Origin of the sequence: Psychrosphaera saromensis, assembly GCF_002954545.1 — a bacterium.
Classification (GTDB): Bacteria; Pseudomonadota; Gammaproteobacteria; order Enterobacterales; family Alteromonadaceae; genus Psychrosphaera; species Psychrosphaera saromensis.
In genome coordinates, this window is the sequence record NZ_MSCH01000003.1 from 3,273,822 (window position 1) to 3,300,818 (window position 26,997).

At 37.5% G+C, this 26,997-nt stretch carries 20 protein-coding genes; 15 read left to right on the top strand and 5 right to left on the bottom strand.

Translation table 11 applies throughout. From position 1 onward, the window contains the following. Positions 1-24 precede the first annotated feature (24 nt). Both BTO11_RS14775 and BTO11_RS14780 read left to right on the top strand, forming a co-directional pair. Entirely contained in the window at positions 25-405 is a 381-nt protein-coding gene (locus BTO11_RS14775; RefSeq protein WP_105053318.1) for a VanZ family protein, read from the top strand. Further along, positions 402-1,304, top strand: a complete 903-nt coding sequence (locus BTO11_RS14780) for a ketopantoate reductase family protein (RefSeq protein WP_105053319.1) — start codon at positions 402-404, stop codon at positions 1,302-1,304. Before BTO11_RS14775 ends, BTO11_RS14780 begins: the two co-directional genes overlap by 4 nt. A 62-nt stretch (positions 1,305-1,366) precedes the next feature. Here the strand turns inward: BTO11_RS14780 and BTO11_RS14785 are convergent, their stop codons facing one another. Next, on the bottom strand, positions 1,367-6,376 hold the full coding sequence (locus BTO11_RS14785) for a PAS domain S-box protein (protein ID WP_105053320.1): 5,010 nt from the start codon (positions 6,374-6,376) through the stop codon (positions 1,367-1,369). Positions 6,377-6,559: 183 nt separating this feature from the next. Here BTO11_RS14785 and BTO11_RS14790 point away from each other — a divergent pair, with 183 nt between their 5' ends. Then, the gene (locus BTO11_RS14790) at positions 6,560-7,021 is read left to right on the top strand and encodes a Fur family transcriptional regulator (protein WP_229793279.1); all 462 of its coding nucleotides are present in this window, start codon (positions 6,560-6,562) and stop codon (positions 7,019-7,021) included. A 116-nt stretch (positions 7,022-7,137) separates the two neighbouring features. On the opposite strand, the gene fadJ is transcribed toward BTO11_RS14790, so the two are convergent. Together fadJ and fadI are read right to left on the bottom strand one after the other, a co-directional pair. After that, positions 7,138-9,309: a fatty acid oxidation complex subunit alpha FadJ gene (fadJ, locus tag BTO11_RS14795; protein ID WP_105053322.1), complete on the bottom strand. Its 2,172-nt coding sequence runs from the start codon at positions 9,307-9,309 to the stop codon at positions 7,138-7,140. Positions 9,310-9,386: 77 nt separating this feature from the next. Then, the gene (gene fadI, locus BTO11_RS14800) at positions 9,387-10,697 is read right to left on the bottom strand and encodes an acetyl-CoA C-acyltransferase FadI (protein WP_105053323.1); all 1,311 of its coding nucleotides are present in this window, start codon (positions 10,695-10,697) and stop codon (positions 9,387-9,389) included. 418 nt (positions 10,698-11,115) lie between these two features. On the opposite strand from fadI, the gene BTO11_RS14805 reads away from it, so the two are divergent. The 8 genes from BTO11_RS14805 (at position 11,116) to BTO11_RS14840 (ending at position 20,528) form a co-directional block, all read left to right on the top strand. Then, positions 11,116-12,072, top strand: coding sequence for an AAA family ATPase (locus BTO11_RS14805; protein ID WP_105053324.1), 957 nt, complete (start codon positions 11,116-11,118; stop codon positions 12,070-12,072). Between the two features lie 30 nt (positions 12,073-12,102). After that, positions 12,103-13,074: a DUF58 domain-containing protein gene (locus tag BTO11_RS14810; RefSeq protein ID WP_229793278.1), complete on the top strand. Its 972-nt coding sequence runs from the start codon at positions 12,103-12,105 to the stop codon at positions 13,072-13,074. Between the two features lie 2 nt (positions 13,075-13,076). Next, on the top strand, positions 13,077-13,565 hold the full coding sequence (locus BTO11_RS14815) for a DUF4381 domain-containing protein (RefSeq protein ID WP_105053325.1): 489 nt from the start codon (positions 13,077-13,079) through the stop codon (positions 13,563-13,565). Then, entirely contained in the window at positions 13,558-14,580 is a 1,023-nt protein-coding gene (locus tag BTO11_RS14820) for a vWA domain-containing protein (protein WP_105053326.1), read from the top strand. The genes BTO11_RS14815 and BTO11_RS14820 overlap by 8 nt, the downstream gene beginning before the upstream one ends. Positions 14,581-14,586: 6 nt before the next feature. Further along, positions 14,587-16,650: a vWA domain-containing protein gene (locus BTO11_RS14825; RefSeq protein ID WP_105053327.1), complete on the top strand. Its 2,064-nt coding sequence runs from the start codon at positions 14,587-14,589 to the stop codon at positions 16,648-16,650. Positions 16,651-16,691: 41 nt separating this feature from the next. After that, on the top strand, positions 16,692-18,449 hold the full coding sequence (locus tag BTO11_RS14830) for a BatD family protein (protein ID WP_181135927.1): 1,758 nt from the start codon (positions 16,692-16,694) through the stop codon (positions 18,447-18,449). A 21-nt stretch (positions 18,450-18,470) separates the two neighbouring features. After that, positions 18,471-19,076 carry a GNAT family N-acetyltransferase gene (locus BTO11_RS14835; RefSeq protein WP_229793277.1) on the top strand — a complete coding sequence of 202 codons (606 nt, stop codon included), beginning with the start codon at positions 18,471-18,473 and terminating at the stop codon, positions 19,074-19,076. Between the two features lie 288 nt (positions 19,077-19,364). Further along, entirely contained in the window at positions 19,365-20,528 is a 1,164-nt protein-coding gene (locus BTO11_RS14840) for a chorismate mutase (protein WP_105053329.1), read from the top strand. Between the two features lie 146 nt (positions 20,529-20,674). Here BTO11_RS14840 and BTO11_RS14845 read toward each other — a convergent pair whose 3' ends face one another. Next, complete coding sequence (locus BTO11_RS14845) at positions 20,675-21,400, bottom strand: 1-acyl-sn-glycerol-3-phosphate acyltransferase (protein ID WP_105053330.1); 726 nt, start codon at positions 21,398-21,400, stop codon at positions 20,675-20,677. A gap of 43 nt (positions 21,401-21,443) precedes the next feature. Beyond that, the gene (locus tag BTO11_RS14850; RefSeq protein WP_105053331.1) at positions 21,444-23,279 is read right to left on the bottom strand and encodes a bifunctional lysophospholipid acyltransferase family protein/GNAT family N-acetyltransferase; all 1,836 of its coding nucleotides are present in this window, start codon (positions 23,277-23,279) and stop codon (positions 21,444-21,446) included. A 97-nt stretch (positions 23,280-23,376) separates the two neighbouring features. Between BTO11_RS14850 and BTO11_RS14855 the strand changes: the two genes are divergently transcribed. The 4 genes from BTO11_RS14855 to BTO11_RS14870 all read left to right on the top strand — a co-directional run bounded on the left by BTO11_RS14855 (position 23,377) and on the right by BTO11_RS14870 (position 26,893). Further along, a complete protein-coding gene (locus BTO11_RS14855; protein WP_244904495.1) occupies positions 23,377-23,892 on the top strand; it encodes a sigma-70 family RNA polymerase sigma factor in 516 nt (171 codons plus the stop codon). Next, complete coding sequence (locus BTO11_RS14860; RefSeq protein ID WP_105053333.1) at positions 23,885-24,595, top strand: DUF3379 family protein; 711 nt, start codon at positions 23,885-23,887, stop codon at positions 24,593-24,595. The genes BTO11_RS14855 and BTO11_RS14860 overlap by 8 nt, the downstream gene beginning before the upstream one ends. A gap of 150 nt (positions 24,596-24,745) precedes the next feature. Further along, a complete protein-coding gene (locus BTO11_RS14865) occupies positions 24,746-25,204 on the top strand; it encodes an Lrp/AsnC family transcriptional regulator (RefSeq protein ID WP_105053334.1) in 459 nt (152 codons plus the stop codon). Between the two features lie 153 nt (positions 25,205-25,357). Next, positions 25,358-26,893 carry an aminotransferase class V-fold PLP-dependent enzyme gene (locus BTO11_RS14870; protein WP_181135928.1) on the top strand — a complete coding sequence of 512 codons (1,536 nt, stop codon included), beginning with the start codon at positions 25,358-25,360 and terminating at the stop codon, positions 26,891-26,893. The last annotated feature ends 104 nt before the right edge of the window (positions 26,894-26,997 follow it).

Consider the following 26,997-nt stretch of genomic DNA (forward strand, 5'->3'; position numbering starts at 1 on the left):
AACTGACGGCTCACCATTTATACAATGACAAAATCCAATTTTAAAAAAACGACTTTATTAAAGGTAACATTTGTTCTTTCCGTCATTTTTGCTTCGTTTTTATTTTTAAAACAAGGCGGTCACTCGGGGATCACTTTTGAACATGCGGATAAAATAGCTCATTTCTTAATATTTTTTTCTTTAACCTTATTGCTCGACCTGTCGTTTAAATTATCGGTTAATAAAATCTTGTTAATACTGTCAGCTTATGGCGTTACAATTGAAGTGTTACAAAGCTTTTTACCGTACAGATCAGCATCATTAGGTGATATTTTGGCAGATATATTAGGGGTTGTGGTTTATATATTCCTATTACGAACGTTTTTCCGCAAATATCTTAAATTCATCACGACAGAACCTTCATGATTAACAGAGTGACTAGTAAACATTGGTTTATCGCAGGGCAAGGTTCTATTGGGAGTTTTGTCGCGTATAACGCTTTATTATCTGGTATAAAGTGCGATCAAATAGTACGTAATGTTAATCACTCAAAACAAACTTGGTTCCACCCTATTGGCAAGCAACCTACCGCATTGCCAACACCAATAACATCCGTTGACATAACACCTAACTCAATACATTACTTAATCGTGCCACTGAAAGCCTACGACATAGTGCCATTTTTACAACAAGCCATGCCCTATTTAGCTGATGATGCTGCCATTATTCTATGCCACAACGGGCTAGGTACCATAGAGTTAGTCAATGATTTATTGACCCCAAATATGAATTTATTTTTTTGTACAACCAGTAATGGATTATACAAAAACAAAGATGGCATATTTCAAGCGGGATTAGGCGGATCTCAATGGAGTCATGTCGCTGGTAATAACCCAGATAAATTGAATAATGACGACCTAGTACCTTTATTTGTTCGTATAACTCAAGTCGATAATCTACAAAAAATTCTGTGGCAAAAGTTAATTGTAAACTGCGTTATCAATCCATTAACTGCGTTACATAACGTGAAAAATGGAGCTTTGGCACAACTGGTGTTCGCAGAAGACATTGAGAGTATTATTAAGGAGACATTGTTAATTGCTAATAAGCTAGGTGTTTCTTTAGAGCTTAGCGCTATGTTAAAGGCCGTAAACCAGGTCATTGCTAACACAGCCGAGAATTATTCATCAATGAATCAAGATGTAAAATCTCATAAACAAACCGAAATTGATTTTATTAGCGGCTATGTCGTCAAAGAGGGATTAAAACTAAATATCCCAACACCTATCAGCCTATCTTTATATAACCAAATTAAAGCTCTGTAAAAGTAAAACTCTAGAAAATTAAAGTTCTAGGAAGAGAAAGCCTCACAGCTTTTGCTATTTATTTAAAACAAATACTCTTCTAATATTTTTTTAAGTTTAGCCAATTGAATCGGTTTACTCAGGTAGTCATCCATTCCTGCGGCAAGACATTTTTCTTTATCCCCTTCCATCGCATTTGCGGTCAAAGCTATGATAGGTATAGTTTGATTCAGTTTACCTGCATTATCCTCTCTTACATGCCTGGTGGCTTGGTAACCATCCATTTCAGGCATTTGGCAGTCCATTAATATCAAATCAAAATGATCTTGCTTATTACTTAAGATAGTAACCGCTTCTAAACCGTTTTCAGCTAACTCAAACTCATAGCCAAGTTTAGTTAACATAAAATCAGCCACTTGTTGATTCACTTTATTATCTTCAACCAACAATATTTTATACTTATTAACACTTTTAATTTTATCGCTTTGAGTGTCTTCAACCTGTGATAGGTTCGACTCGAGTGGAATGCTTGCCTTAGTCGTTTTAATATCGGATTTGGTGTTGCTCAATCTGGTTGCTTGATTTAGTGATGGAGTCGCTAAATCACCACATTGCAATATAAAAGATAAAGTCGAGATGAGATCATTTGCAATTATTGGCTTAGTGAAATAACCACTAAACCCTAAAGAAGAAACATAATTAGCATCATCTTTAGTGCCTAAGTTTGTCATAATAGCTAAAGGTATATTTTTGCTATTTTGTTTCGAGCGTAATAACTCACCTAATTCGACGCCATTTATATCGGCCAGTTGTTTATTGATCAAAGCAATATCAAAAGCTTTACCTTGCTTTTTAGCATGTTTCTCATCGCATAAGCTCAATGCTTGTTCAGATGATAAGGCTGTATATACAATCGCTCCCCACTTCTCTAATTGTCGCTGTAATACAGAACAACTACTCTTATTATTTTCAACAATTAGTACTTCCACTCCAGACAACTCTAAACTCGGTAAAGGTTGAGTTACTATGTCACTTTGAATAAGTTGTAAATCAATCGAGAATATACTTCCCTGCCCCTCAACACTGCTTACGGTTATAGTCCCATCCATCAAGGTGATGATTTTGTGACAAATAGCCAGACCTAAACCTGACCCACCAAAACGACGAGTGGTAGAAGCATCAACTTGCGTGAAAGGTTCAAATAACTGTTCTTGCTTTAACCGTGGTATTCCAATTCCGCTATCACTTACTTCGATATGAATTCCAGTCATGTTTTCATTTTTATCCGGCTGCTTTTGGCCGGTATTGTTTTGACTGAGATTGGATGTACTAACAGTGACTTTTATTTCACCTGACTCAGTAAACTTAATCGCATTGCCTAATAAGTTAGTCAGTATCTGGCGTAATTTAGCTGGATCGCCTTTTACCATACAGTCATTAATTTGGCTTAAATCTAATACTAACTCCAAGCCTTTTTCTTGAGCCATAAAGGCGACGGCTAATGAGGTATCACCAACTAATGCACTTAAATCAAAATCTATTGATTCTAATTCCATCTTACCTGCATCTAGCCTAGAGAAGTCTAGAATTTCATTAATGAGTCCTAAGAGAGAATGAGCCGATGATTTAGCAACTTGTGCTTTTCGCAATTGCTCTTTAGTTAAGCCATCTTCCTCAAGAAGTTCCAACATACCTAAAACACCATTCATAGGTGTGCGAATTTCATGACTCATGGTGGCTAAAAACTCAGACTTAGCCGCTACAGCAGCCTCAGCCTCATCTTTGGCAATCAGGAGTTTACTTTCCGCTATACGTCTTTGCTCTGCAGAAAATATACTGCTTGTTAACGTTGAAATTGACATGATGAACCTTTGCTCATGTTCGTTCCAATGCCTCGCATCCCCTACTTGCTCAACCGATAAAACGCCAAACATGCCATCACCTATTGAAAATATACCGTCTATTAAAGAACTAATATTTAATGGCGTTAAATAAGCCTCCGAGCAGTCTCTTGTGGCTGGATGTGTATGAGCATCATCTATCGATATTAATGCTTCGCTAGATATAGCAGCAAAGTACTCAGGGAAGTCTTTCTTAGTCAACAACGCACCTTCACTGAATGCATCTTTGGATTTTTCGTATAGGGATAAACACTCCAGCGCTTCTAGTTCTGGTTTATAAACCCATAAAGATACACGTTCGGCATCTAAGACATTGGCCACTGATTGTATTATTGTATTTTTTGATAGTGCAACATCACCACTTAACACAGCATCATTAACATTTAACTGCGCTAATACTTTATTTTGGTTGGCTTCTTCTAAAGCTGTGATCTCTGCTAATTTTCGGTCATTAATATCTTGAAATGAACCAAATAACCGAACACATACACCATCGACAATACTGGACTCACCATGAGCTAGCACCCAAACTTCACGGCCTTTAGCTGTAATAATTTGTAACTCTTCACGCCAAACCATCTGAGTAGACATGCTTTGTTCCACGACTTTTATAATTTTATCTCGACTATCACCTTCTTTATAAAAATTAATGGCACCACTAAGTTCTGGTGCATAATCGTTGTCAACTTCGTGGATCATTCTCGTCATAGGCGACCAGTATATTGACCCTTCTATTAAATTGGCTTCCCAAGCACCGATTTTGGCTTGTTCACTCATATTTTCTAATAAGCGTTTTTGTAAGCGCACCTTATCTTCAATTTCTTTTTTAGCGGTAACGTCAACTTCCAGCGCCATAAAACCAGTTACTTCATTACGATCATCAATAATGGGTTTACAGCTAATAGAAATCCAATATGGGCGGCCATTTTTGTGATAGTTAATTAAGGTTTCTTCAAATGGCTGTTGTAACTCAAGAGCTAAACGCATACGTTCTATCGTCGCCTTATCGGACAACTCACCTTGCAAAATATGACCTGGCGATTGTCCAATAACATCGGATAAGCTATAACCTGTGATTATGGTAAAGGCATCATTAACCCATTCCGTTTTACCCGCTATGTCAGTAAGAACAACAGCATTATCTGTTTGTGCGGCTATTTGGGATAACTTAGCCATTTCTTTTTGAGATTCTTTTCGTTGTGTTATATCAACGATAAACCCTTCAAGGTATAGAATATTACCTTCAGAGTCATAAACGGCATTACCCTTTTCAGACAACCAACGTGACTCTTTAAAACGAGTCTCAATTTTATATTCTACAGTCCATGGCAATCCAGATTTAATCGCATTAAGAATAATGTCTTCGACATGCTTTTGATAATCTGAAGCAATGAGTTCCGCAAATGTTAACTCGTTATTATTAAGCAATTGTTCCACTGTGTAACCCGTAATCGCAACACACTGTTCACTCATAAATAACATTGTCCAATCATTATCGTACAAGCAACGGTAAGTTATTCCAGGCATATTCTTGATCAATGATTCATGCTGTTCTTTACTTTGAACTAATGCGTTTTGATTTGATTTATTTTCAGTTACATCGGTTCTAATCGCTATATAGCGGGTAACTAAGTTTTCATCATTCAAAAAAGGCACTATGGTGGTATTTACCCAATAAAAGCTACCGTCTTTAGCTTTATTGCGTATCTCACCGTGCCAAATTTTGCCTGCGGTAATAACCTTATACATATCAACAAAAAAAGATTTACCGTGGTAGCCTGAATTCAAAATCTTATGAGTGTTCCCCAATAATTCAGTTTCAGAGTAACCACTAATTTCAGTAAACTTATCGTTTACATATTCAATAACACCAGCTTGGTTTGTGATAGTGACAATGCAGTGTTGATCAATGGCAAACTGCTGATGCTCAAAAATTCTAAGGGTATTAATAGTTTCAGATTGGCTTTTAATTAGTAAGGACTCATGCTTTCTCTGAGCGATTAACATGTCGTTAAAAGAATTCGCCAGTAAACTAATTTCATACTTAGCGTCAATATTTACCTCAGTAACATTTTTTCCTTTTGCGACTAATTTAGAATATTCCACTAACTGTAAAATAGGTTTAATAAAAGCACTGGATTTTCTATTGGCTAAATAGGTCACTAAAAACGTGCCAATAACTAACAATATAAGACTGTAATACAACAACTGACTGGCGTTATTTAGTGCATCAGCACGCTTTATTTCTGTTACGTACAGCCAAGTTACATTAGCGATGTTAAGTGGTGTGGCATAACCAATAACAGGTTCACCTAAGTTATTAAGATAATGTTTATTGCTTTGTGCGCTAACATTTGAGCTATTGTTAAATTGAGTGAATAAATCAGAGGCTGGTAATTCTGTTAAAATATCATCTTCAAGATTTTGGGTTAAACTACTTCTTAATTTACCGTCGGTACCTAAAATGTATTGCTGAAGTGAAGGTTTCTTTTTATTAAGTGCTTTTATATGTAGATACAGAGCATCAAGTTTAACTTGAGACGCTAATACCCCATGCACTTCGCCTTTACTAAAAATAGGCGTGGCTATAAAAGCAGTTAACATACCTTCCGATGGTGTATAACGCTCAATGTCTGAAAAAACTATAGCACCAGTGTCCAAAGCCAACTTCACTGCATCAGCAAATAAACTATCTTGATATTCACCTGTAGCTAAACTTGTACCCAAGTCAGCCTCCTGTGCCATGCTGAATAAAACATTACCTTTTTTATCAATGATATATGTGTCATCAATATAATCATGATTTAAATTGGCTAGGGCTAATTCATCGGCTGTGTAGATATTAGTTTGTTGCCAAAGACTTGATTTGACAAACGCTTCAACATTTCCATCAAATTGTTGTAATTGCTGTTCTAGAGTTGTTAATAAACGCGAGGTAACTGGGGTGTTGGCAAGTTGATTTAAGTTATCAATCCGAGATTGAAACCAATTATTGAAATAATTTTTGCGGCTTTCACCTGCGATGTAAGCTTCTTCAATCGCAAATTGTTCAAGGTTAGACTTTACCTGATAGTAATTGACCGTTGTTATGATTAGTAAAGGTAAAATGGATAAGATTAAAAACCACTTTAACAAGTCCCGGTAAAGAGGAGATTGGTAAATTGACGCTAACTTAGGTTCTTTTTGAACCATTACGATTCTCCACTATTCATCATATATTAACAGCCCTGTCTAAATTCTTGATAAGTGTAGCTTATATATTGACTTAATATCCTACGAACTGAAAACTAATTATTAAATCTGTTGATACTTTAACATTTACCTCTCCCCGACTATTCACTACAATGAGGTTCTTGTAAATTTATTGGAATGTTTGTGGTTAAAGACATAATGCTCGACGATATAATAAAACACGCTCATCAAATTTGTAGTGAAAGCGGTGTTAAATTAACGACAAAACGTGAACATGTGTTATCGGCGCTCATACAAGCTAGCGAAGCAATGTCGGCTTATGAGTTAGCTGAAAGATACAGAGAAATATTCGAACAGAGTATTCCTGCTATGTCGGTTTATCGTATTTTAGATTTTTTAGCTGAACATTCACTGGTGCATAAATTAACCTCGGCGAATAAATATATCGCCTGTTCCCACATAACCTGTTCGCATACTCATAACGTTCCTCAGTTTTTAATTTGTGAGTTATGTAATTCAGTGTCAGAGATCAGTGTGAAAAAAACAGTGATGAATGAGTTAACTGCAAGTGTGGAAAAAACAGGATTTAAATTAAGCACCCATCAATTAGAACTCAAAGGTATTTGCCAAGACTGCCAAGAGTAGTTATTAATGGTTGTCATTTATGAGTAACACCAAGAGTTAATTGTCTGGTAAATTTCAGCTATAAAAAAACGCACTAATTAGTGCGTTTTTTATTTATGGTATTTAGTTAGGGCTGTTTAATAAAACGTTTTACCGTCTTTCGCCATCTTCACTAATACGTCTGCTGGTTCAAAACGATCGCCGTGGATAGCTTTGTAACCATTTAAGATCTCAACTAAGTTGTCAATACCTAAACTGTCCATATAACGGAACGGGCCGCCTTGGAACGGAGGATAACCAGTACCAAAGATCATACCGATATCACCGTCTCTTGCACTACGAACAATACCAGCGTCTAAACAACGAGCTGCTTCATTCAATAATTGTACAACACAACGTTCTGAGATTTGCTCAGGTTTTAATTTGCTCTTAGGCGATACACCTAAAACAGAATAAACCGACTCATCGACTTGTTTACCTTTATTAGCAAAGGTCAATTTGTCGATAAAACTGCGTTTTGCTGTTTTGCCATATTTGTAAAAACCTTTTTGGTTTTTCTTACCTTTACGACCGTCAGCAATTAACTTTTCCATTGCAGAAGGAACCGTAAAACGTTCACCAAAGGCATCAAACAAAATTGCCGATACTTTAGAGCCAACATCAATACCTACCTCATCTAACAAGGTCATTGGCCCAACTGGAAAACCAAATTTAGTTAAGGCTTTGTCTATCTTGTTGACTGGTTCACCTTCCATTGCAATTTGAGCTGCTTCATTCATATATAAACCTAAGATACGGTTTACAAAGAAGCCAGCTTCATCTTTAACAACAATTGGTGTTTTACCTTGTCGACGTGCAAATTCAACCGTAGTTGAAATCGTTTCGTCAGATGTTTTATCGGTGGCGATTACTTCAACTAATGGCATTTTATCCACTGGTGAAAAGTAATGTAAGCCGATAACATTTTCTGGACGCGCTGCTTTAGCCGCAATATCACGAATTGGTAGTGATGATGTGTTAGAAGCAAAAACTGTTTTTTCATTACAATTTGCTTCTATATCAGCAACCATATTTTGTTTTAATGATAAATCTTCAAATACCGCTTCAACAATAATATCCATATCTTTAAAACCAACAAAGTCAGTTCCAGCCGATAACATAGATAATTGTTTTTGCATTTGTGAATGTTGCATAAAACGACGTTTTACTTTTTTGTTTAAAATGTCAAAACTGTATTTAAATGCGTTGCGAATACCTTCATGCGCAATATCTTTAATACGTGCAGGCACGCCCGCTTTTGTCGTTGTAACAAATGCAATTCCGCCGCCCATTAAACCACCACCTAAGATGCCGGCTTTTTTAACTTTAATAGGGTCAACGCCCGCTACGCCATTTTCTTTTTTCATTGCTGTGGTAGCAAAAAACAAACCACGCAATGCTTTAGATTCTGGAGTCATGCAAAGTTCAGAGAAACGTTGAGCTTCAATTTCAAGCCCTTTTTTGGTTCCTTTTTCTACGCCTGTACGAATACATTCAATGATTTTAAACGGTGCTGGGTAGTTACCTTTAGTTAAACGCATAACTTGTTTGCCAGCTTGGTCAAATAACACTTTACGACCAAACGGATTGTTTTCTAACAAGCGAGTTACCAGAGGTTGTTTTTTCTTTTTAATAACGGGCTTGCCTTTTAACGCCATTTCTATTGCTGTTTTTAGCAAGATACTATTTGGCACTATGTCATTAGCTAAGCCAGCTTTAACCGCTTGCTTACCACGTAGTTGTTTACCAGCAAGCATCATGTCTAATGCTTTTTGCAAGCCAACTAATTTAGGTAAGCGTTGAGTCCCGCCTGAGCCTGGTAACAAACCAAGTTGAACTTCTGGTAAACCTAGAACTGTTTTTTCACTGTCAGATACAACACGACCATGACATGCCATTGCCAATTCAAGTCCGCCGCCTAATGCAGGGCCATTGATTGCAGCAATCACGGGAATCGTCATCGCTTCAATTCGGTTAAATAAGTTTTGACCTAGTTGTGCAATTTCTTTCACTTGTTCTGCCGTTTCACAGCTATCTAACATAGCAACATCAGCACCAGCAACAAACGAGTTGTCTTTACCAGAAACCAGTACTAAGCCAACAATATCTTTATTGGCTTCTACTTGGTCTAACACTTCAGTTACTTGCTCTGCAAATTCTGCTTTTAAAACGTTCATTGATTCATCAGCAACATCTATGCTGATCACGCCAATGCCATTTTCTTTTATTTCTAAACTAAACGCCGATGCGTTTTTAATACTTTTAGTCATTTGAGTTTCCTTGCGGCTCTCTAAAAATTAGACTTACTTAACTATAATAATTATTATTTTTCAGTTGCGTCTACAAATTAACCGTCAACTTCTACAATCATGGAAGCACCTAGACCACCAGCAGCACACGCTGTTGTTAGACCAACACCACCACCACGACGACGTAATTCATTAATTGTTTGCGTAATTAAACGTGTTCCAGTCGCTGCAAATGGATGACCATAAGCTAGTGAACCACCGTTAACGTTAAATTTAGCCATATCAATTTCGCCAATGGCTTTATCTTGACCCAATTGCTCTTGAGCAAATTTCTTACTGCTAAACATTTTCATATTCGCTAATGTTTGAGCCGCAAATGCTTCATGCATTTCAATTAGGTCTAAATCAGCTAGATTCATGCCGGCACGTTTTAATGCGATTGGTGTCGCGTACGACGGTCCCATCAACATGTCTTCCCAAACATCAATCGCGGCAAAACCAAAGCTTCTTATATAGCCTAGAGGTTCATAACCTAATGCTTTTGCTTTGCTCTCACTCATTAATAATATGGCTGAAGCACCATCTGTTAATGCTGTAGAGTTAGCTGCGGTAACCGTACCATGTTTACGGTCAAATACTGGACGTAATTTACTGTAACCATCGGCAGTTGAATTAGTACGAACTGTGTTGTCCATAGAAATAAAGTCTTTAAACGGTTCAGGGTGTGCTGTCATTACTTCATCTTTAAAGATGCCACTTTCCCATGCTTTAGTCGCCAATGTATGAGAACGATGCGCTAGTGCATCTTGATCTTCACGACTAATATTATGCGTTTTTGCCATTTGCTCTGCTGTCTGACCCATGCTTAAGTTAGTTGAGTATTCAGCAACGGCAGGAGGAACTGGCATTAAGTCTCTTAAACCTAATTTTCTAAGAATTTGAAAACGTTGACCTAATGTTCTAGCTTTATTTAAATCAACTAACGCTCTACCTAATTTTTTACTTACACCAATTGGTAATACTGAAGAAGAGTCGGCACCACCAGACACACCCACAGAAATGTGACCAGCCATAATAGATTCGCAAATATTAACGGTAGATTGGAAACTTGTTGCACATGCTCTTGATACTGAATATGCATCGGTACGAACATTCATACCTGTACCTAATACGATTTCACGTGCAATGTTTGGCGCAGCAGGAGATTGTACAACTTGACCATAAACTAATTGTTCGATTTCTAACGGGTCTAATTCTGAACGTTGTAACATTTCAGAAACAACCATTTTGCCTAAATCAAGAGCTGGAACTCCGTGATAGGCTGTTGCTTGTTTAGCAAAAGGAGTACGTAGCCCGGCAACAACCGCGATACGATCTCCATTTCTTGTTTGAAGTTTATTAGTAGTCATTATTTCACCCTGTATGAATTTATTTTTGTCAAAGTGTAGTTGCTATCAAAACAGATGTTACCACCTAACCTGACAAATTATCACAGACACTTCTGGTCTGACCTGATATTAACCTCTCGATAATAACCATATCTATATAGAATTAAAACCAATATTTAATATAAGCTAGCGGAAAGATTTAATATTTTTACTTTCTGCACAATAAGTGGATACTATGCCCTAGTAACAGATATATTGTCGCAGCTAAATTTCATCTTAATTATTGTTAAATCAGACTCAACTGCTCAAATTGTAACCGATTGATTTTTAATCACTTGTTTTTCCTGTAGGGAACCTTATATAAGTTTAATTATCATAGGTATCGATTGAGTGACAATTTATCGTTTAGTCACAAACATATAGCTCAGGAATGTAAAACATGTCAGTAACTCGTTTTAACCAATTAAAACAATATTTAGACTCACAAGTTATAGGTCAACCGGATTTTACCAAAGGCATTTTAGTCGCCCTACTCGCAGACGGACACTTATTAGTTGAAGGTCCTCCAGGTCTAGCTAAGACTCGTGCAATCAATGCATTAGCCAATGGTTTGGAAGGCGACTTTCACCGAGTTCAGTTTACGCCTGATTTACTCCCTGCAGATTTAACCGGTACCGATATATACCGTCCAGAGACGGGTGAGTTTAAATTTGAAAGCGGCCCGTTATTTCATAACTTAGTATTAGCAGATGAAATAAACCGTGCCCCAGCAAAAGTACAATCGGCATTACTAGAAGCAATGGCAGAAAGACAAGTCACTGTTGGTAAAACCACTTATCAGTTACCTGAATTATTTTTAGTAATGGCCACACAGAACCCGCTTGAACAAGAAGGTACTTATCCATTACCTGAAGCCCAGCTTGACCGATTCTTAATGCATTTAAATGTAGATTACCCAGGCGCTGAAACAGAAATTGAAATCTTGCGTTTAACTCGTGGTGAAGCATTACAACAACCGGTTGTGCAACCAGAGCCGCTAACTCAACAAGATATATTCAAAGCTCGTAAAGATATTCTTTCAATTCATCTGTCATTAGAATTAGAACAATACCTAGTGCAATTGATCATCGCGACTCGTCAGCCTGAACTGTATGATGCCGATCTTAAAAAACACATTTCATTTGGTGCCTCCCCTCGTGCCACTATTGCCCTAGATAAATGTGCAAGAGCGACCGCATGGCTAGACGGACGTGACTTTGTTACACCAGATGATATTCAAACTGTTTACTTTAACTGCTTACGCCATCGTATTTTATTAAGTTATGAAGCTGAAGCTGCAGGCATAACTGCAGATCAAATACTTAGCCGTATTTTAGAATTAGTTGCCGTACCGTAATAGACAGTAAAACAGGATATTAAATACGTTATGACTGACTCTGCTGCGATACAGCGACAAACAGGCATGGACTGGCTTAACAGCCACCAAATCTCAGGTATTTCGATTAGTTTCGACGAATTGCTCATGTACAGAAACTTTACTCATTTGTTATCAAACAAACCAAACAGTAAAGTGAAGCATCAAATGTCTGGGCAATATCTGGCTAAAACGAAAGGTCGAGGCATGGAGTTCGATGAAGCTCGCCATTACCAACCAGGTGATGACGTACGCACAATCGACTGGCGTGTAACAGCACGTACTGGTAAAACCCATACAAAAATATTCAGAGAAGAAAAAGACCGACCGGTTTTTGTCTTTTGTGATTTATTACCGTCAATGCGATTTGGTAGTCAATTACTATTTAAATCCGTACAAGCTTGTCATTTAAGCGCATTAATCGCTTGGGCTGCGAAAAAACGTGGCGATAAAATTGGAGGGTTAATTTTATCAGAGCAAGATTTATACGAAGTAAAACCAAGAAGCAGCCAACAAGCTGTTTTACATTGGTTAACCGCGCTTAAAAACAACAATAATGCATTACCAATGCAGCAAAATATATCCGTTAATGAAGTTGATAAACAAACCCAAGAGCAAAAGTTCATTGAAGCCTGTGCTCATTTAAGACGCGTAGCGCATCCGGGAAGTTTGGTTTATATCATTAGCGATTTACAGCATTTGACCAATGACGCTTTGCAGCATTTATATCAACTGCAAAAGCATTGCGAAGTCGTTGCTTGTTGGATCAACGATCCGATAGAGCAAACCTTACCAAAAGCAATGTCTGGTTTAATGCCTGTCACTAACGGCAATCAAACCAAAGTCGTTAATAACACAGCTCAATTAACTGACTATAAACTAAAAGCTCAACAGCATTTTTTAACGAAAAAAAATACTCTAAAGGATCACAATATTAAATGGCTATCCATCTCAGCGGGTCAGCCTTTAAGTGAGCAACTTTAACTATGCAACCTGATTTACTTTCACAATTAAAAGATATTCAAACACCACAAAGTATTGGTAATTGGCCTTTAGCTTGGGGATGGTGGGTTATTATTGTTGTATGTTGCGTGTTAATAGCGATAGCAATAGTTGCAACCATCCTATTTCTACAAAAGCGTAAAGCAAAAAAACAAGCCTTAAAATTATTAAACGCATTAGACCCAGAGCAAAATCCAATTCACACAGTACAGAGCATCAATAGCATATTAAAACGTGTTGTATTGGCTTACGGTGAACGTGAACAAGTTGCCAACCTCAATGGTGACAAATGGGCAACCTGGTTAAATAACAATAGCCATGACGATGTAACAATAGCACCGGAGTTTATGCTGCTAGCGTATCAAGCTAATTGTAGCTCGGTAGAAGCCGCTGAATACTTAAAACAGAGTAAAGCTTGGATAGATAAAAATTTACCGCTAAATGAGCGAAACAAAGGAGAACAAAATGTTTAGTTTTGCTTGGCCTTGGTTATTGCCGCTATTATTTGTGCCTTTTTTGATCCGTTTATTACCTGCAGTAAAAAAACAAGAATCGACGGCTCTTTTCCTACCTACCTTTGATTTTATTGGAACGCCAACTGAAACAAAAATACAAAGAGGATTCCCCTGGTTCGCCTTTCTTATTTGGGTTTCTCTGGTGGTTGCCGTGGCAAGGCCACAATGGCTAGGCCAACCAATAACTATTCCACAAGAAGGTCGTGAGCTTATGCTGGCAGTGGATTTGTCTGGTTCTATGCAATATGAAGACATGATGATTGGCGACCACAGAGTAAATCGTCTGGTCATGCTTAAATATGTATTAAATGACTTTATTGATCGCCGTGTTGGCGACCGTTTAGGCTTGATCTTATTTGCCGATACCGCGTATGTGCAAACGCCACTTACCTATGACCGAAAAACCGTACGTCAAATGTTAGACGAAGCGACACTTGGATTAGTTGGTGAAAAAACCGCAATTGGCGATGCTCTTGGTTTAGCCGCAAAACGTTTTAATGAGAAAAAAGACTCAAACCGAATCCTTATATTACTTACCGACGGCCAAAATACAGCCGGAAATATCCAACCTAAAGAAGCGTTAGAAATTGCGGTTGCAGCCGGTGTTAAAGTTTACACTATAGGTGTTGGAGCGGATGAGATGTTTGTACGTAGCTTTTTTGGCAACCGTAAAGTAAACCCATCAGCCGACTTAGATGAAGCCTTGTTAACTGACATAGCTACCCAAACTGGTGGCAAATACTTTAGAGCAAGAGATACCCAAAGTTTACAACAAATTTATCAAATACTAGACGAGCTAGAACCAATTGAAGACTCGCCTATTCAACTTCGCCCTATGCAATCATTATTTTTCTGGCCGTTGAGTTTAGCGTTACTCTTGTCTGTATTCGCTATTTTGTTTCCGCTTATTCAACGTGTTTTTGAGTCTAGTGGTTTACAGCAAAAACTTACTTCACCAAGACGTAGGAGTTAATTGACCATGACTGATTTTTTAGCTCAGTTTTCACAATTTCATTTTTTAAGACCCAATTGGTTTTGGGTCATTATTCCTTTGCTTATAATTTGGTTGTTAAAGCTAAAGATGGTCAAAACAACACAATGGCATCAAGTGATCCCACCTCATTTAGCCAATGCGATGTTAGGCAGTAATAAAGAAAATACGGTGAAACAAAAAACCTTATTATTACCATTAATTTGGCTATTAACTATTTTCACTTTAGCCGGCCCTACCTGGCAGAAAATAGAAAAACCAGTATTTCAAATAAAACGGGCAAGTGTCATCGTACTAGATATGTCTATGTCTATGCGTGCGACCGATATCAAACCGAATCGACTATCAAAAGCACGATATAAAGCCATGGATTTAGCAAATGCCATTACCGACGGTGAAGTCGCACTTGTTGCGTATGCTGGTGCGGCCTTTACTATTTCACCATTAACACCCGACACTCGAAATATAACGGCGTTAATTCCAAGTTTGAAACCAGAGATAATGCCAGTCCAAGGTAGTTATCCGCTGGAAGGTTTAAATAAAGCAACCGACCTTCTGAAACAAGCAGGTTACCTAACCGGTGATATATATTGGATCACCGACGGTGTTGAAAAAACTGACCTATCTGACTTAACAACATTTTCACAGAAAACACCTTATCGAATAAATATAATGACCGTTGGTACTCCACAAGGTGCACCAATTAAAATGTTGGATAATAGTTTATTAAAAGATCATTTAGGCAGCATAGTGATCCCACAACTTAATAACCGAGATTTAATGACTTTCAGTAATATAAGTAATGGTGTTTTTGTTAATACCACGGCCACAGATGCTGACATTAAAACCTTATTAGCGGCTAACGTTACTCGCCCTAGAGAACAAGCGGATACTGAAGAAGGCGAAAGCCAAGACAGTAACTCGTTAACCGGTGATGACTGGCAAGAATTTGGGCCTTATATTTTGTTATTTATTTTACCTCTAGTGTTAGTGTTTTTCCGCAAAGGCGCGACTATCTTAATGATGTTGGTTTTACCATTTTGTTTCACACCTAAAAACGTAATGGCCGCTGATGCTCAACCAACTGACCAAGCTCAAGCTGAACAGTCACAACAACAAAATACAGCGCCATCTTGGTCTGATTATGTGTTTAAAACTAAAGACCAGGTAGGTGCTGAGCATTTTGCTAATGAAGAATACGAACAAGCGTTGACGTCTTTTGAGAGTTCACAATGGAAAGGCTCGTCGGCATACAAAGCCGGTGATTTTGAAACTGCATTGAACAACTTTCAGCTAGACAACTCAGCGTTAGGTTTATATAACCAAGGTAATGCATTAGCTAATTTAGGCAAATTAGATGAAGCCATTGAAGCTTATGACAAGTCCCTTAAAATTGAACCAGACAATCAAAATACGATTGCCAACAAGGCGCTTTTAGAGCAGATGAAGCAGCAACAAGATCAGCAAAAGCAAGATGATGGCGACAAGCAAGATCAAGACAGCGAAAAAGATAAGAGTAAACAGGATAGCGAGCAAGAAGGCGAACAAGAATCTGAGCAAGAAAAGCAAGACAGCTCTGAAAAAGATGACTCTGATCAGGACAGCTCGAAATCAGATAGCTCTGATAAAAATAGCTCTGATAAAAATAGCTCTGATAAAAATAGCTCTGATAAAGACAGCTCAGATTCAAAAGAGTCTCAATCCGATAATCAATCAGAGCCTCAACCGTCTGACTCAGAAAATCAGAAAACGCCAGAACAGCAGTCAGAGCAAAAATCTCCTGAACAAGATGCTGCAGAGCAAGAAAGCAAAGCCAGTGAAGCTCAAGCCCAAAGCGAAAAAAATCAAGATGATACATCAGAAGAAAAACTAAGTGCTGCCCAGTTAAATCAGCAAGAAATTGACGAACAAGAACAACAGCAAAAAATTGAGCAACTGTTACGAAAAGTATCTGATGATCCAGCAACCTTATTAAGAAATAAAATGATCTTAGAAAGCAGAAAACGCGAACATTCTTCACGTCCACCAGCAGGAGCAACTAAATCATGGTAGTTCCTTTTCAATCAAAAATAACAAACAAGCCAAGAACCAGTATGCAATTGACAAGAACGCAGATCTTCACCCGTTTTTCAGCCACTATTTTGCTATTGATATCTTCTGTTGTGCAAGCCACAACAGAGGTTAAAGTTAGCGTTGATAGAAACCCAGTAATGATCAATGAATCCTTTGTACTAGAGATAGTTGCAAACGACTCTTTAGACCCTAGCGCTTTCGATTTATCACAACTTAGTCAAACAGGCTTAGTTATTGGCCGTACGGCAACTAGTTCACAAACAAAAATCATCAACGGCAACATTGCAAAAACCACGCGTTGGAATGTGGTGTTATTAGCCCGAAAAACGGGTTCATTCAAAATTCCGTCATTGAGAATAGACAGTATCTACAGTAAACCGTTAACGGTATCAGTGGTCGAGTCTAATACTGGCGCTGCATCAAACAGCAAAACAATATTTGTTAAAAATAACATTGAACAAACTAATTTATATTTACAGCAAACGGTAAAATTAGTAACAAAGTTGTATTTAGCTCCTAGTGTCGATTTACAAAATGGTAGTTTAAGTGACCCAACGTTAGAGGGGGCTTATATAAAACAACACGGTAAAGACAAAGACGCCAGTGAAATAATCATGGGGGTACGTTACCGGGTTATTGAGCGTATTTATTCGGTAACGCCACAATCTAGCGGCACTTTCACCATTACATCGCCCGCCTTTAATGGTGAGATAGGAACGGGACAACGCCGTTCTAGTTTTAGTAATTTTGGCGGTACTAAGCCGGTAACAAGCGTCGGTAATGACATTAAAATAAAGGTCACCTCTATTCCAGAAAAGTACTCAGGACCTTGGTTACCAAGCGACCTTGTGATGCTTAACGAAGAGTGGCAACCAGAACAAGACACCTATGAAATAGGCGAGCCAATTACCAGAACATTTACTTTACTGGCTCTGAACGTTAATGAAGAACAATTACCAGAAGTGGTAGGCAATTACCCAGATTCATTTAAAACCTACCCAGACCAGTCTGAGTCACATTCTGAAGTACGTTCTAACGCCATTGTGTCGCAAAGAGTTAGCACTGAGGCAATAGTGGCTACAAAAGTAGGAACATTCGAACTGCCTGCGGTTACTGTAAATTGGTTTAATACCAAAACAAAACGTCAAGATGTAGCAACTATCCCAGCGAAGAAAATCACTATAGTACCGTCAAGCAATTCACAGTCGTCTGCCCCTATGACCAATTTACAAATGCCAATTCTTGAGTCATCAAGTCTGAATGATCAAAACTGCGTGGCATCAAATAGCCAAGATGATCCTAATGACACAACGCAAGATGGTAATAATAGTTACTCATCACCGTTAATGTGGGCGGGCTGGATTTTATGGATACTAACCAGTTTGGCTTGGTTCATCGTTAATAAACGCTCTGGTAAATCAACAGGCGGAATGAATAAGCAAACTAAGCTAAATACTAAATTGCATAAAAGTAACGAACAAAGCACGTTTAATAAGTCAGTGTTAAAACAAGCTTGTATTAACAATGATGCACATCTTGTACGCGACGAGTTACTAAAATGGGCTAAAGCTGAATTTACTCAACCAGTATTGACCTTAACAGCGTTAATTCCGTTGGTGAATTTAGAGTTACAACAACAAATTTCGTTGTTAAATAGCAGCCAATATTCACAACAAAGTGCATCCTGGGCTGGTAAAGAACTATGGAATGCATTCAAGCTATTTCATTCCAGCAGTAACACAACCACGTCAAATGACTTACCACCATTGAATGGATAAACTTGGTTATAAATGAGCTTTATGATGAATAGCAAAAATAATAACTGGCTAGTTGAAACGACATTAACCAGCGAATTAGTTGACTTAATACCTTTGCGTAAAGATCACGCAAAGGCATTAGTTGCTGCTGCATCGGATGGCGAATTATGGAATTTATGGTTTACTGGTGTCCCAAGTGCTGAAACGGTTGATGCTTATATTGAAAAAGCATTACAGCAACAACAAGAAGGCAGCTCTTTACCTTTTGTGGTGTTAGATAAAGCAACTAAAACCATACTAGGTTGCACTCGTATTTGTAATGCAGACTCACAGCATAAACGAGTTGAAATTGGCTATACATGGTACGCCAAGCGGGTACAAAGAACCACAGTTAACAGTCAATGTAAGTTGTTGTTATTACAGTTTGCATTTGAACAATTAGGTTGTATTGCGGTGGAATTTAGAACGCACTGGCATAACATGAAATCAAGAGCCGCTATCGCACGTCTAGGCGCTAAGCAAGATGCGGTCTTACGTAATCATCAAATTGGTTTAGATGGCACAATTAGAGACACAGTTGTATTCTCAATTATTCAATCCGAATGGCCTGCAGTAAAACAGTCTTTATCATTTATAATCAAAGATTAACCTAACAAAACCAGCCTATCTCTATTTTTACCATTATGCTTTTTATGCTGGTTTTATGCATTTAAATTAGATTCTTTACTCAAATAAGTGATTGACTTTAAATCCAAACAAAAATAGATTAGGTCGCATGAAACCGATTAAATTCTTTTTAACTTTTACATTTATGCACTTTTCTCTATTTACGTCATGTGAATAGGAAGGTGGATTTGGTGTGCTAAAAAGAAACCAATTCTAAAACCTTCCATACGGAAGGTTTTTTTATGCAAGTTAAATGACTAAGGCTAACAAGTGATTGAATTATCAGAATTAAGACAAGATATAAATGAAATAGACAGCGAGCTAATGGCTTTACTAGCAAAGCGTCGTCGTATTTCTCACTTAGTAGCAGAAACAAAAATAAAACAAAATAAACCCGTTAGAGATATAAAACGCGAAGAGCAAATGTTGGTTGAATTAATCAACAAAGGTAAACCGCTTAATTTAGATGGTTATTATATAAAACAAGTTTTCCAAACCATCATTGAAGACTCGGTTTTACATCAGCAAGCATTATTGCAAAGACACACAAATGCAGCTTCTAGTCAGCTGCCGATTAATCGTGTTGCCTATCTTGGAAGTCAAGGTTCGTATAGCGACCTGGCAACGCAAAAATATTTCTCTAGACACCAATCTGAATTAAAACAACTTGGCTGCACTAGCTTTGATGAAATAATTGATACTGTAGAGCAAGGTAAAGCCGACCACGGCATTTTACCTATTGAGAATACATCATCGGGCAGCATCAACGAAGTTTACGACCTGTTGCAGCATACGAGCTTATCTATCGTTGGAGAACTGACTCATCCGGTTAATCATTGTATGGTTGCAGCGGTTGATACTAAACCAGAGAAGATCAAAAAGTTATTTGCTCACCCACAAGTTTATGCACAATGTAGTAATTACTTGAATCAATTCCATGATGTGGAAATTGAATATTGTGAAGCGTCTTCTGCCGCATTTGAACAAGTTAAAAATGATACCACAGGTGAACTAGCTGCTTTAGGAAGTGGCGAAGGCGCGAGACTTTACGGTTTGCACGTTATTGCTGAAGCACTTGCTAATCAAAAAGAGAATTACAGTCGCTTCATCGTATTAGCACCAAAAGAAGTGTCAGTTTCTACTCAAATTCCAGCAAAAACCACCTGGATCATGTCCACAGAACAAAAACCTGGCGCATTGGTTGATGCTTTAATCGTATTAAAACAACACGATGTAAATATGTGTAAATTAGAATCTCGTCCAATTACCGGTAATCCTTGGGAAGAAATGTTTTATGTCGATGTGCATGCCAACTTACAAGATGAAAACCTTGGAAACGCCATCGCTGACTTACGAGCGTTAACCCCTTACTTAAAAGTATTAGGTTGTTACCCTAGTGAAGATGTTCAAGCCGCAAGAGTCAATATTGATTAAAAGCGCACGGCCTAATTACTCGTTTTATTAAAAACTAGTACTATACATTTTAAAATACAGCGAATAAAAAACAAAAAGGCTTATCGTTTAGATAAGCCTTTTTTACATCAATTACATACATCTAGGTAAAGCTTCTGCGCTTTTAGCTACTTATCTTTGTTGTAAGGTTGATTTTCACAATAAGGTGTTAATTCGTCTAATCTACTTTGGATATCTCGGACAAATGCCACTTTTCGGTTTCTAACTTCAGGGTGATATAAAGCATCTTTATAGTCATCAACACTAACAATTTCCATATGCGTTTTAATTTTCTTAAATAACTTCGGGAATCGCTGCCCTGGCACTTGGACATGATGTAAACCACCGCTATACACAAATAAAATATCGCCCGTTTTGATCTGTTCAATAATATCAGCAACCCCTGCCCTAACTGACATAGGCTTGCCGTGTTTATCAAAACCGTCGTGTCGGCGCATTCGCCCTTCTGGCAAAATAGCGACAATAGAGTCTTCGTTTATTTGTTCTAAAAAGTTATTCCATGAAGCGTCACGTTTACGACTAATAGGCACAACACCTGGCACTAAGGCATGAAAGAACATACCCACTAATGGTCTTTTAGTTGTGACATCGGCAACGGGCACCATCATATTGCGCGCTATGCGCCATAAGAAAGAAAATGGCGCTAAACGCACAAATAAAGCTTCGTACAAACTAGTGTGATTTAACAATACAACTAACTTCACGTTATCTAATTGTTTTATTTTTTTGTCACTTAACCACTTAACTTCAAATCGATAAAAGATAAGTGTTAATGATTTAATAAAACACATAACTAGAAAACTGAATACTTGGGCAAAACGATTAGCTCGCATTAACCTACCTTTAAAATTTTATTGTAAAATTTGAGCGGCGTATTTAACCTTGCTCAGCTTTTTTTTGCAAATAAGAATATTCTAAATAAGAATCCTTACCTTCTGCTAAATATTGTTTTAATGCCTTATCAGGTGCCTTAGGTAAATCGACACTTAACAATAATCCAGGCGTATCGTTAAAACTTTTATCAATACCGACGCAATAAAAACGAGCCCCCATTCTTTGATAATGTTTCATTAACACGGGCACATCTTTACCGTCTTGCTCAATTCCCATGATCAGGGACGATAAATTAGACGCAGGCACAGCACCTTTTGTATATTCTGACTGGATATAATCCGCTAATTCTGGATTGTGCTTATGTTCAAATGGAGACTTTGCCGCCACTTTATCACTTGGTGTAACCGCCAACTGATTTATACAATGAACGCTTAATGGCGAATACAGCTTACTCAAGGAAACCGTACCGTATAAAGTTCGGTACTGCGGATGCCTTACTACAAATTCACCAATACCTCGCCATAATAAAAATAAACCATAAAAGGTTTTTTGATGTTCTGGCACTAAAAACGAACGACCCATTTCAAGACAAGGTTGCTGTTGGTTAATAAAGTCAGGAGAAAATTCAAACATTTTTGCTAAATACAATTTGTTAATATCACCATCTTTTAATAACACGTCTGACTGACCCATGCGGTAAGCACCTATTATTTCACCGTCGGCTTGGTTATAAATAAACAGGTGTAAATAGGTATCATCAAATTCATCGGTATCGCATTCTTCACCAGAGCCTTCATCGTATTGACGAAATACTAACTCGCGTAATCGAGTGATCTCTTGAACCACTAAAGGCATTTGCTCTCGTTTACCGTAATAGACAGAGAAGGTTTTATAATCCACCAAATGTTGATTAACTGGCAATGCCTCTATTTCTAATTTAAGTTGTGCTTTGTCAACTTGCGGCATTATCTCTGCCATAGCGGTTTGTGGTATATCTGCTTTAGTTTTTTTAGCCTCTGATGCTTCTAAACTAATAGCTGCAGCGTCTTGCCAACCTTGTTTATAATTTGGATCTAATAAGTAGGTTTGTACCCGTAGATATTCATTCAAATGTGAGACATTTTCAAACTTTGCCAATAATTTATTTGGCAGTACATGACCTAAGTGTAAGTTTATTGGCTTACCTTTATGTTTAAGCATTTCCCTAAACAACATGATGAGTTTAAAACGATAATAAATTCGTCCTAAGTTAATAAACAACTGACTATTGTGACCTTCAATGAAAATTGGCAATACAGGTGACTTTGTTGATTTGGCAAGATTAGCAGGGAGTCGATTCCAAACATCATCGCAAATACGTTGTTTTTCAGGTCGGAAATAACTGACTTTTCCCGCTGGGAAAATAAGTAAAACGCCACCTAAATCTAAATGTTGTTTACACTGTCTTATGGCTTTAGCATTTTCAGGATTAGATGAAGACAGAGGATTTATAAATATAAAATATTCACTGATTTCAGTGAACATAGATAATGCATTATTGGCCAATACTTTTACGTCCGGTCTAACTTGCTTTAATTTTTGGGCAAGCGCCACCCCTTCCACGCATCCAAAAGGATGGTTGGCAACCACAATTAAACTTCCTTGACTGGGTACTTTTTCAGCTAAATTGTCAATGCCAGAAATATTTATTTCTAAATTTTTAAAAAATTGTTGAGAAAATTCTTCTGCTGATCTTCCATATAACTGCCCATTTTCATAAAATTCTTTTACTTTATGTACGCCCATAATTTTATCAATTACCGGCACAAGCCTTTTAAATAAAGGGTTCTTAGGTTTTAACACATTGGCTAAACTGATGTGAGATTTTATTTTTGTCATTTTGCCTTACGTATAAGCTATTCTAGATACCTGTCTAATCTAACGTTTGATTTAAGTTATGGGAAATTTTTTTCGACCTGCTCGGGTCTCTTTAAGCATGAAAACAAAACAAATAAAATATGAAGCATTAGTTCGAGCATATAGCGATGACTTATATCGTTATGGAGTTTGGCTGTGCCGAGATCCGAACATTGCAGAGGATTTAGTGCAAGAAACTTTTTTGCGAGCTTGGCGGTCTTTAGAATCATTAAAAGACCAAGGCGCGGCGAAGGCATGGTTGATCACTATTTTGCGTAGAGAGAATGCTCGTCGATTTGAACGAAAGCAATTTGACCTTGTAGATATTGAAGACTCTTATGTGCCGGATACCATTTCAGTGGGGTCGGAACAAGAAGTTGAAAATTATTTACTACGACGCAAAATTAACGAACTTGAACCTGAATATAGAGAGCCCCTGATGTTACAAGTAATTGGTGGTTTTTCAGGTGAAGAGATATCAGGCATTCTTGAATTAAATAAAAATACGGTTATGACTCGACTATTTAGAGCACGAAATCAATTGAAAGAAGCATTAGAACCACAAGAACAATACAGGGGGATCGAAAATGGATGATTTAACTTTTCGAAAACGCATTTATGCCAATCCACATGATAACGCTCAAGATATTATTGATGCCTGTAATGATGATAAGGCAAAAGCAAAATTCAAATGTGAAATGAAACAGTTTGATGCAAAACTAAATAATGCATTGAATATTAAAGTTCCAGACAATTTTGCAGAAAGAATATTACTGTCGCAGTCAATGGCGCCTCAAAGAGTCGCAAATAAGCGTACTAAAGTATATTTAGCGCTTGCGGCCTCTATCTTATTTTGTGTTGGGGTTGTCTCCACTAGAATGGGCTTAGGGAATAGTTTTGACACGGTCGGTGAATATGCATTAGCTCACAATGAAGCTGAAATAATACATGTACACGATGATAACAATTATACCCTTCAACAAATTAATACTAAGTTATCGGGTTATGGCGCTGAATTTATTAACGACTACCCGCAGGTATCATTTGCTGGCACTTGTTATTTTGCCCGTATAAAAAGTTTACATATGGTTATTCAAGGTGATAAATATCCAGTAACTGTGTTTCTTATCCCTAAAGAGTCTGGGTTAGAGGAAACGAAACACTTTTCTGACCAAAATTATAATGGGGAGTCAATTACAGTGAATAATAATCAGTTATTAATTATTACTCATAAAGATGATCCTAATAAAAATTGGTCAAAAGAGTTAAGCAAATCCATTAAGTGGAAAACCGTTTAACTCCTCCGTTACATTTTAATTAACAGCCCACCAATGTTTTAATTAACATTGGTGGCTTGTTCTTCTACACTAGCATCACTATTTAGAAAATATTACTAATTAAAAACTTTTATTAGATATATATTCGCAGTTATGAATTAGGAATATCCAATGGATAATTTTGATAAACATATTTTATCTTTATTACAACAAGACAGCTCTCTTTCGTTAGCTGAGATTTCTGAGCATGTTGGTTTAAGCCAAACCCCTTGCTGGCGTCGTATTCAGCATTTAGAAAAAAGCGGCGTTATTCGTAAGCGTGTTGCCTTACTTGACTCTAAACAACTAAATGTCGGGTTAACTGTCTTTGTTAATTTAAAAACTAATCAGCATAATCCTGAATGGGTAGATTCTGTTAATCATTTTGCCAGCGGCTCACCTGAAGTGACTGAGTTTTATCGTATGAGTGGTGATACAGACTATTTGTTAAAAGTGTTAGTGCCTGACATGGCCGCTTACGATGAGTTTTACAAAAAACTAATCAGCCAAGCCGGTTTCTCTGATGTAAGCTCAAGCTTTGCAATGGAACAAATGAAATATTCGACAGAAATCCCATTAACCCACTGTTAAATCTATTTGGATATAAAAATAAGAAAAATTTAACCACTTAATTAATAATATGTAGTTAAATTTTTCACCCACATCAAATCTAATTTATATTACGCAAAATAATTCCCTAAAAAATCGACATAATCTCTCTATCGAATTCTTTAGGTAATAAACATGTTAGAACGTTATTTTTCAACTTTCCGTAAACACATCATCGGCCAAGATTTATCCCACTCTATTAATGGCGTGTCACAAAAAATAATTTATGCCGATTGGACTGCTAGTGGTCGTTTATACCAACCTATTGAAGATTTTTTAACAAACCAGCTAGGTCCTTATGTCGCTAATACTCATACCGAAACAAATCTAACCGGTAGCACTATGACGCAGGCCTATCATGATGCTCAACAGATCATCAAGCAACACGTCAATGCCGATAGTAATGACGCATTAATCTGCTCAGGTTCAGGTATGACAACCGTAGTTAACAAATTACAGCGCATGCTGGGATTACGAGTACCTGAGCAATTCCATAAACAATGCGACTTAGCAGAAGACCTTAAACCTGTGGTTTTTATCACTCACATGGAGCATCACTCAAACCAAACCACTTGGAATGCTTGTAATGTTACGGTTGTGGTTATAAACAAGGGCCTCAATGGCAAACCTTGTGAAGATAATTTAAAACAGCGCTTAGTCGAATATGCAACTAGACCAATGAAAATAGCCTCTTTTACCGCTTGCAGTAATGTAACTGGAATAAAAACAGACTATCACGCGTTAGCCAAAATAATGCATCAACATGGTGGTATTTGTTTTGTCGACTTTGCTTGCTCAGCGCCGTATGTCGACATTGATATGCACCCTGACGATCCTGATAAAAAATTAGATGCGATCTTTTTTTCTCCACATAAATTTTTAGGCGGCCCTGGTAGCTCTGGTGTTTTGATTTTTGATAAAACCTTATATGTGAATAAAGTCCCTGATCAGCCCGGTGGTGGTACAGTAAGTTGGACTAACCCTTGGGGTGAGCAAGGCTTCTTTGATGATATAGAAACTCGTGAAGATGGTGGTACACCAGGTTTTCTACAAACCATTAAAGTTGGCTTAGCAATCAAACTAAAAGACAAGATGGGCACCGAGAATATCCAAGGCAGAGAAAGTGAACTGACCAATATATTGATGTCAGGGATAAATAGTATTCCTGGTGTTGAGGTGCTAGAAAAAGACATAAAAGAACGTTTATGCATAGTGTCTTTTTATGCGCCCAGTTTACATTACAATTTAATCGTCAGATTACTCAATGATAAATTTGGTATTCAATCACGTGGGGGTTGTAGTTGTGCTGGAACATATGGACATATATTACTAAATGTCGACAAAGGTATGTCAGGCTCAATTACGAATAAGATTGATAACGGAGACTTAACCGATAAACCGGGTTGGGTAAGATTGTCTTTGCACCCAACAACAACAAACGCCGAAGCACAGTATGTTGTGGACTCACTGAGACAAGTTATCACCCATGCACAAGAGTGGGCCTGCGAGTATCAATTTGACTTACTGTCAGGCGATTACAAGCCAAACTCACAAACCACTCGCTTTGTTACCTTAGCTGACTTTGACCCTATGCAAGAAAGTAACGCAGGGAATTTAGGACTTGAGTTATCTGACACAGCAAGTCCTTGGTGGAAAAGGTTTTTGATTTAATTAGCTGCTATATATTACTGACTTACTGTGAAAACCATGTTTTTACTATCTGAGTGAACTAGCGTTCATTATTTATCAGTCACAAAAAAAGGAGCCTAAGCTCC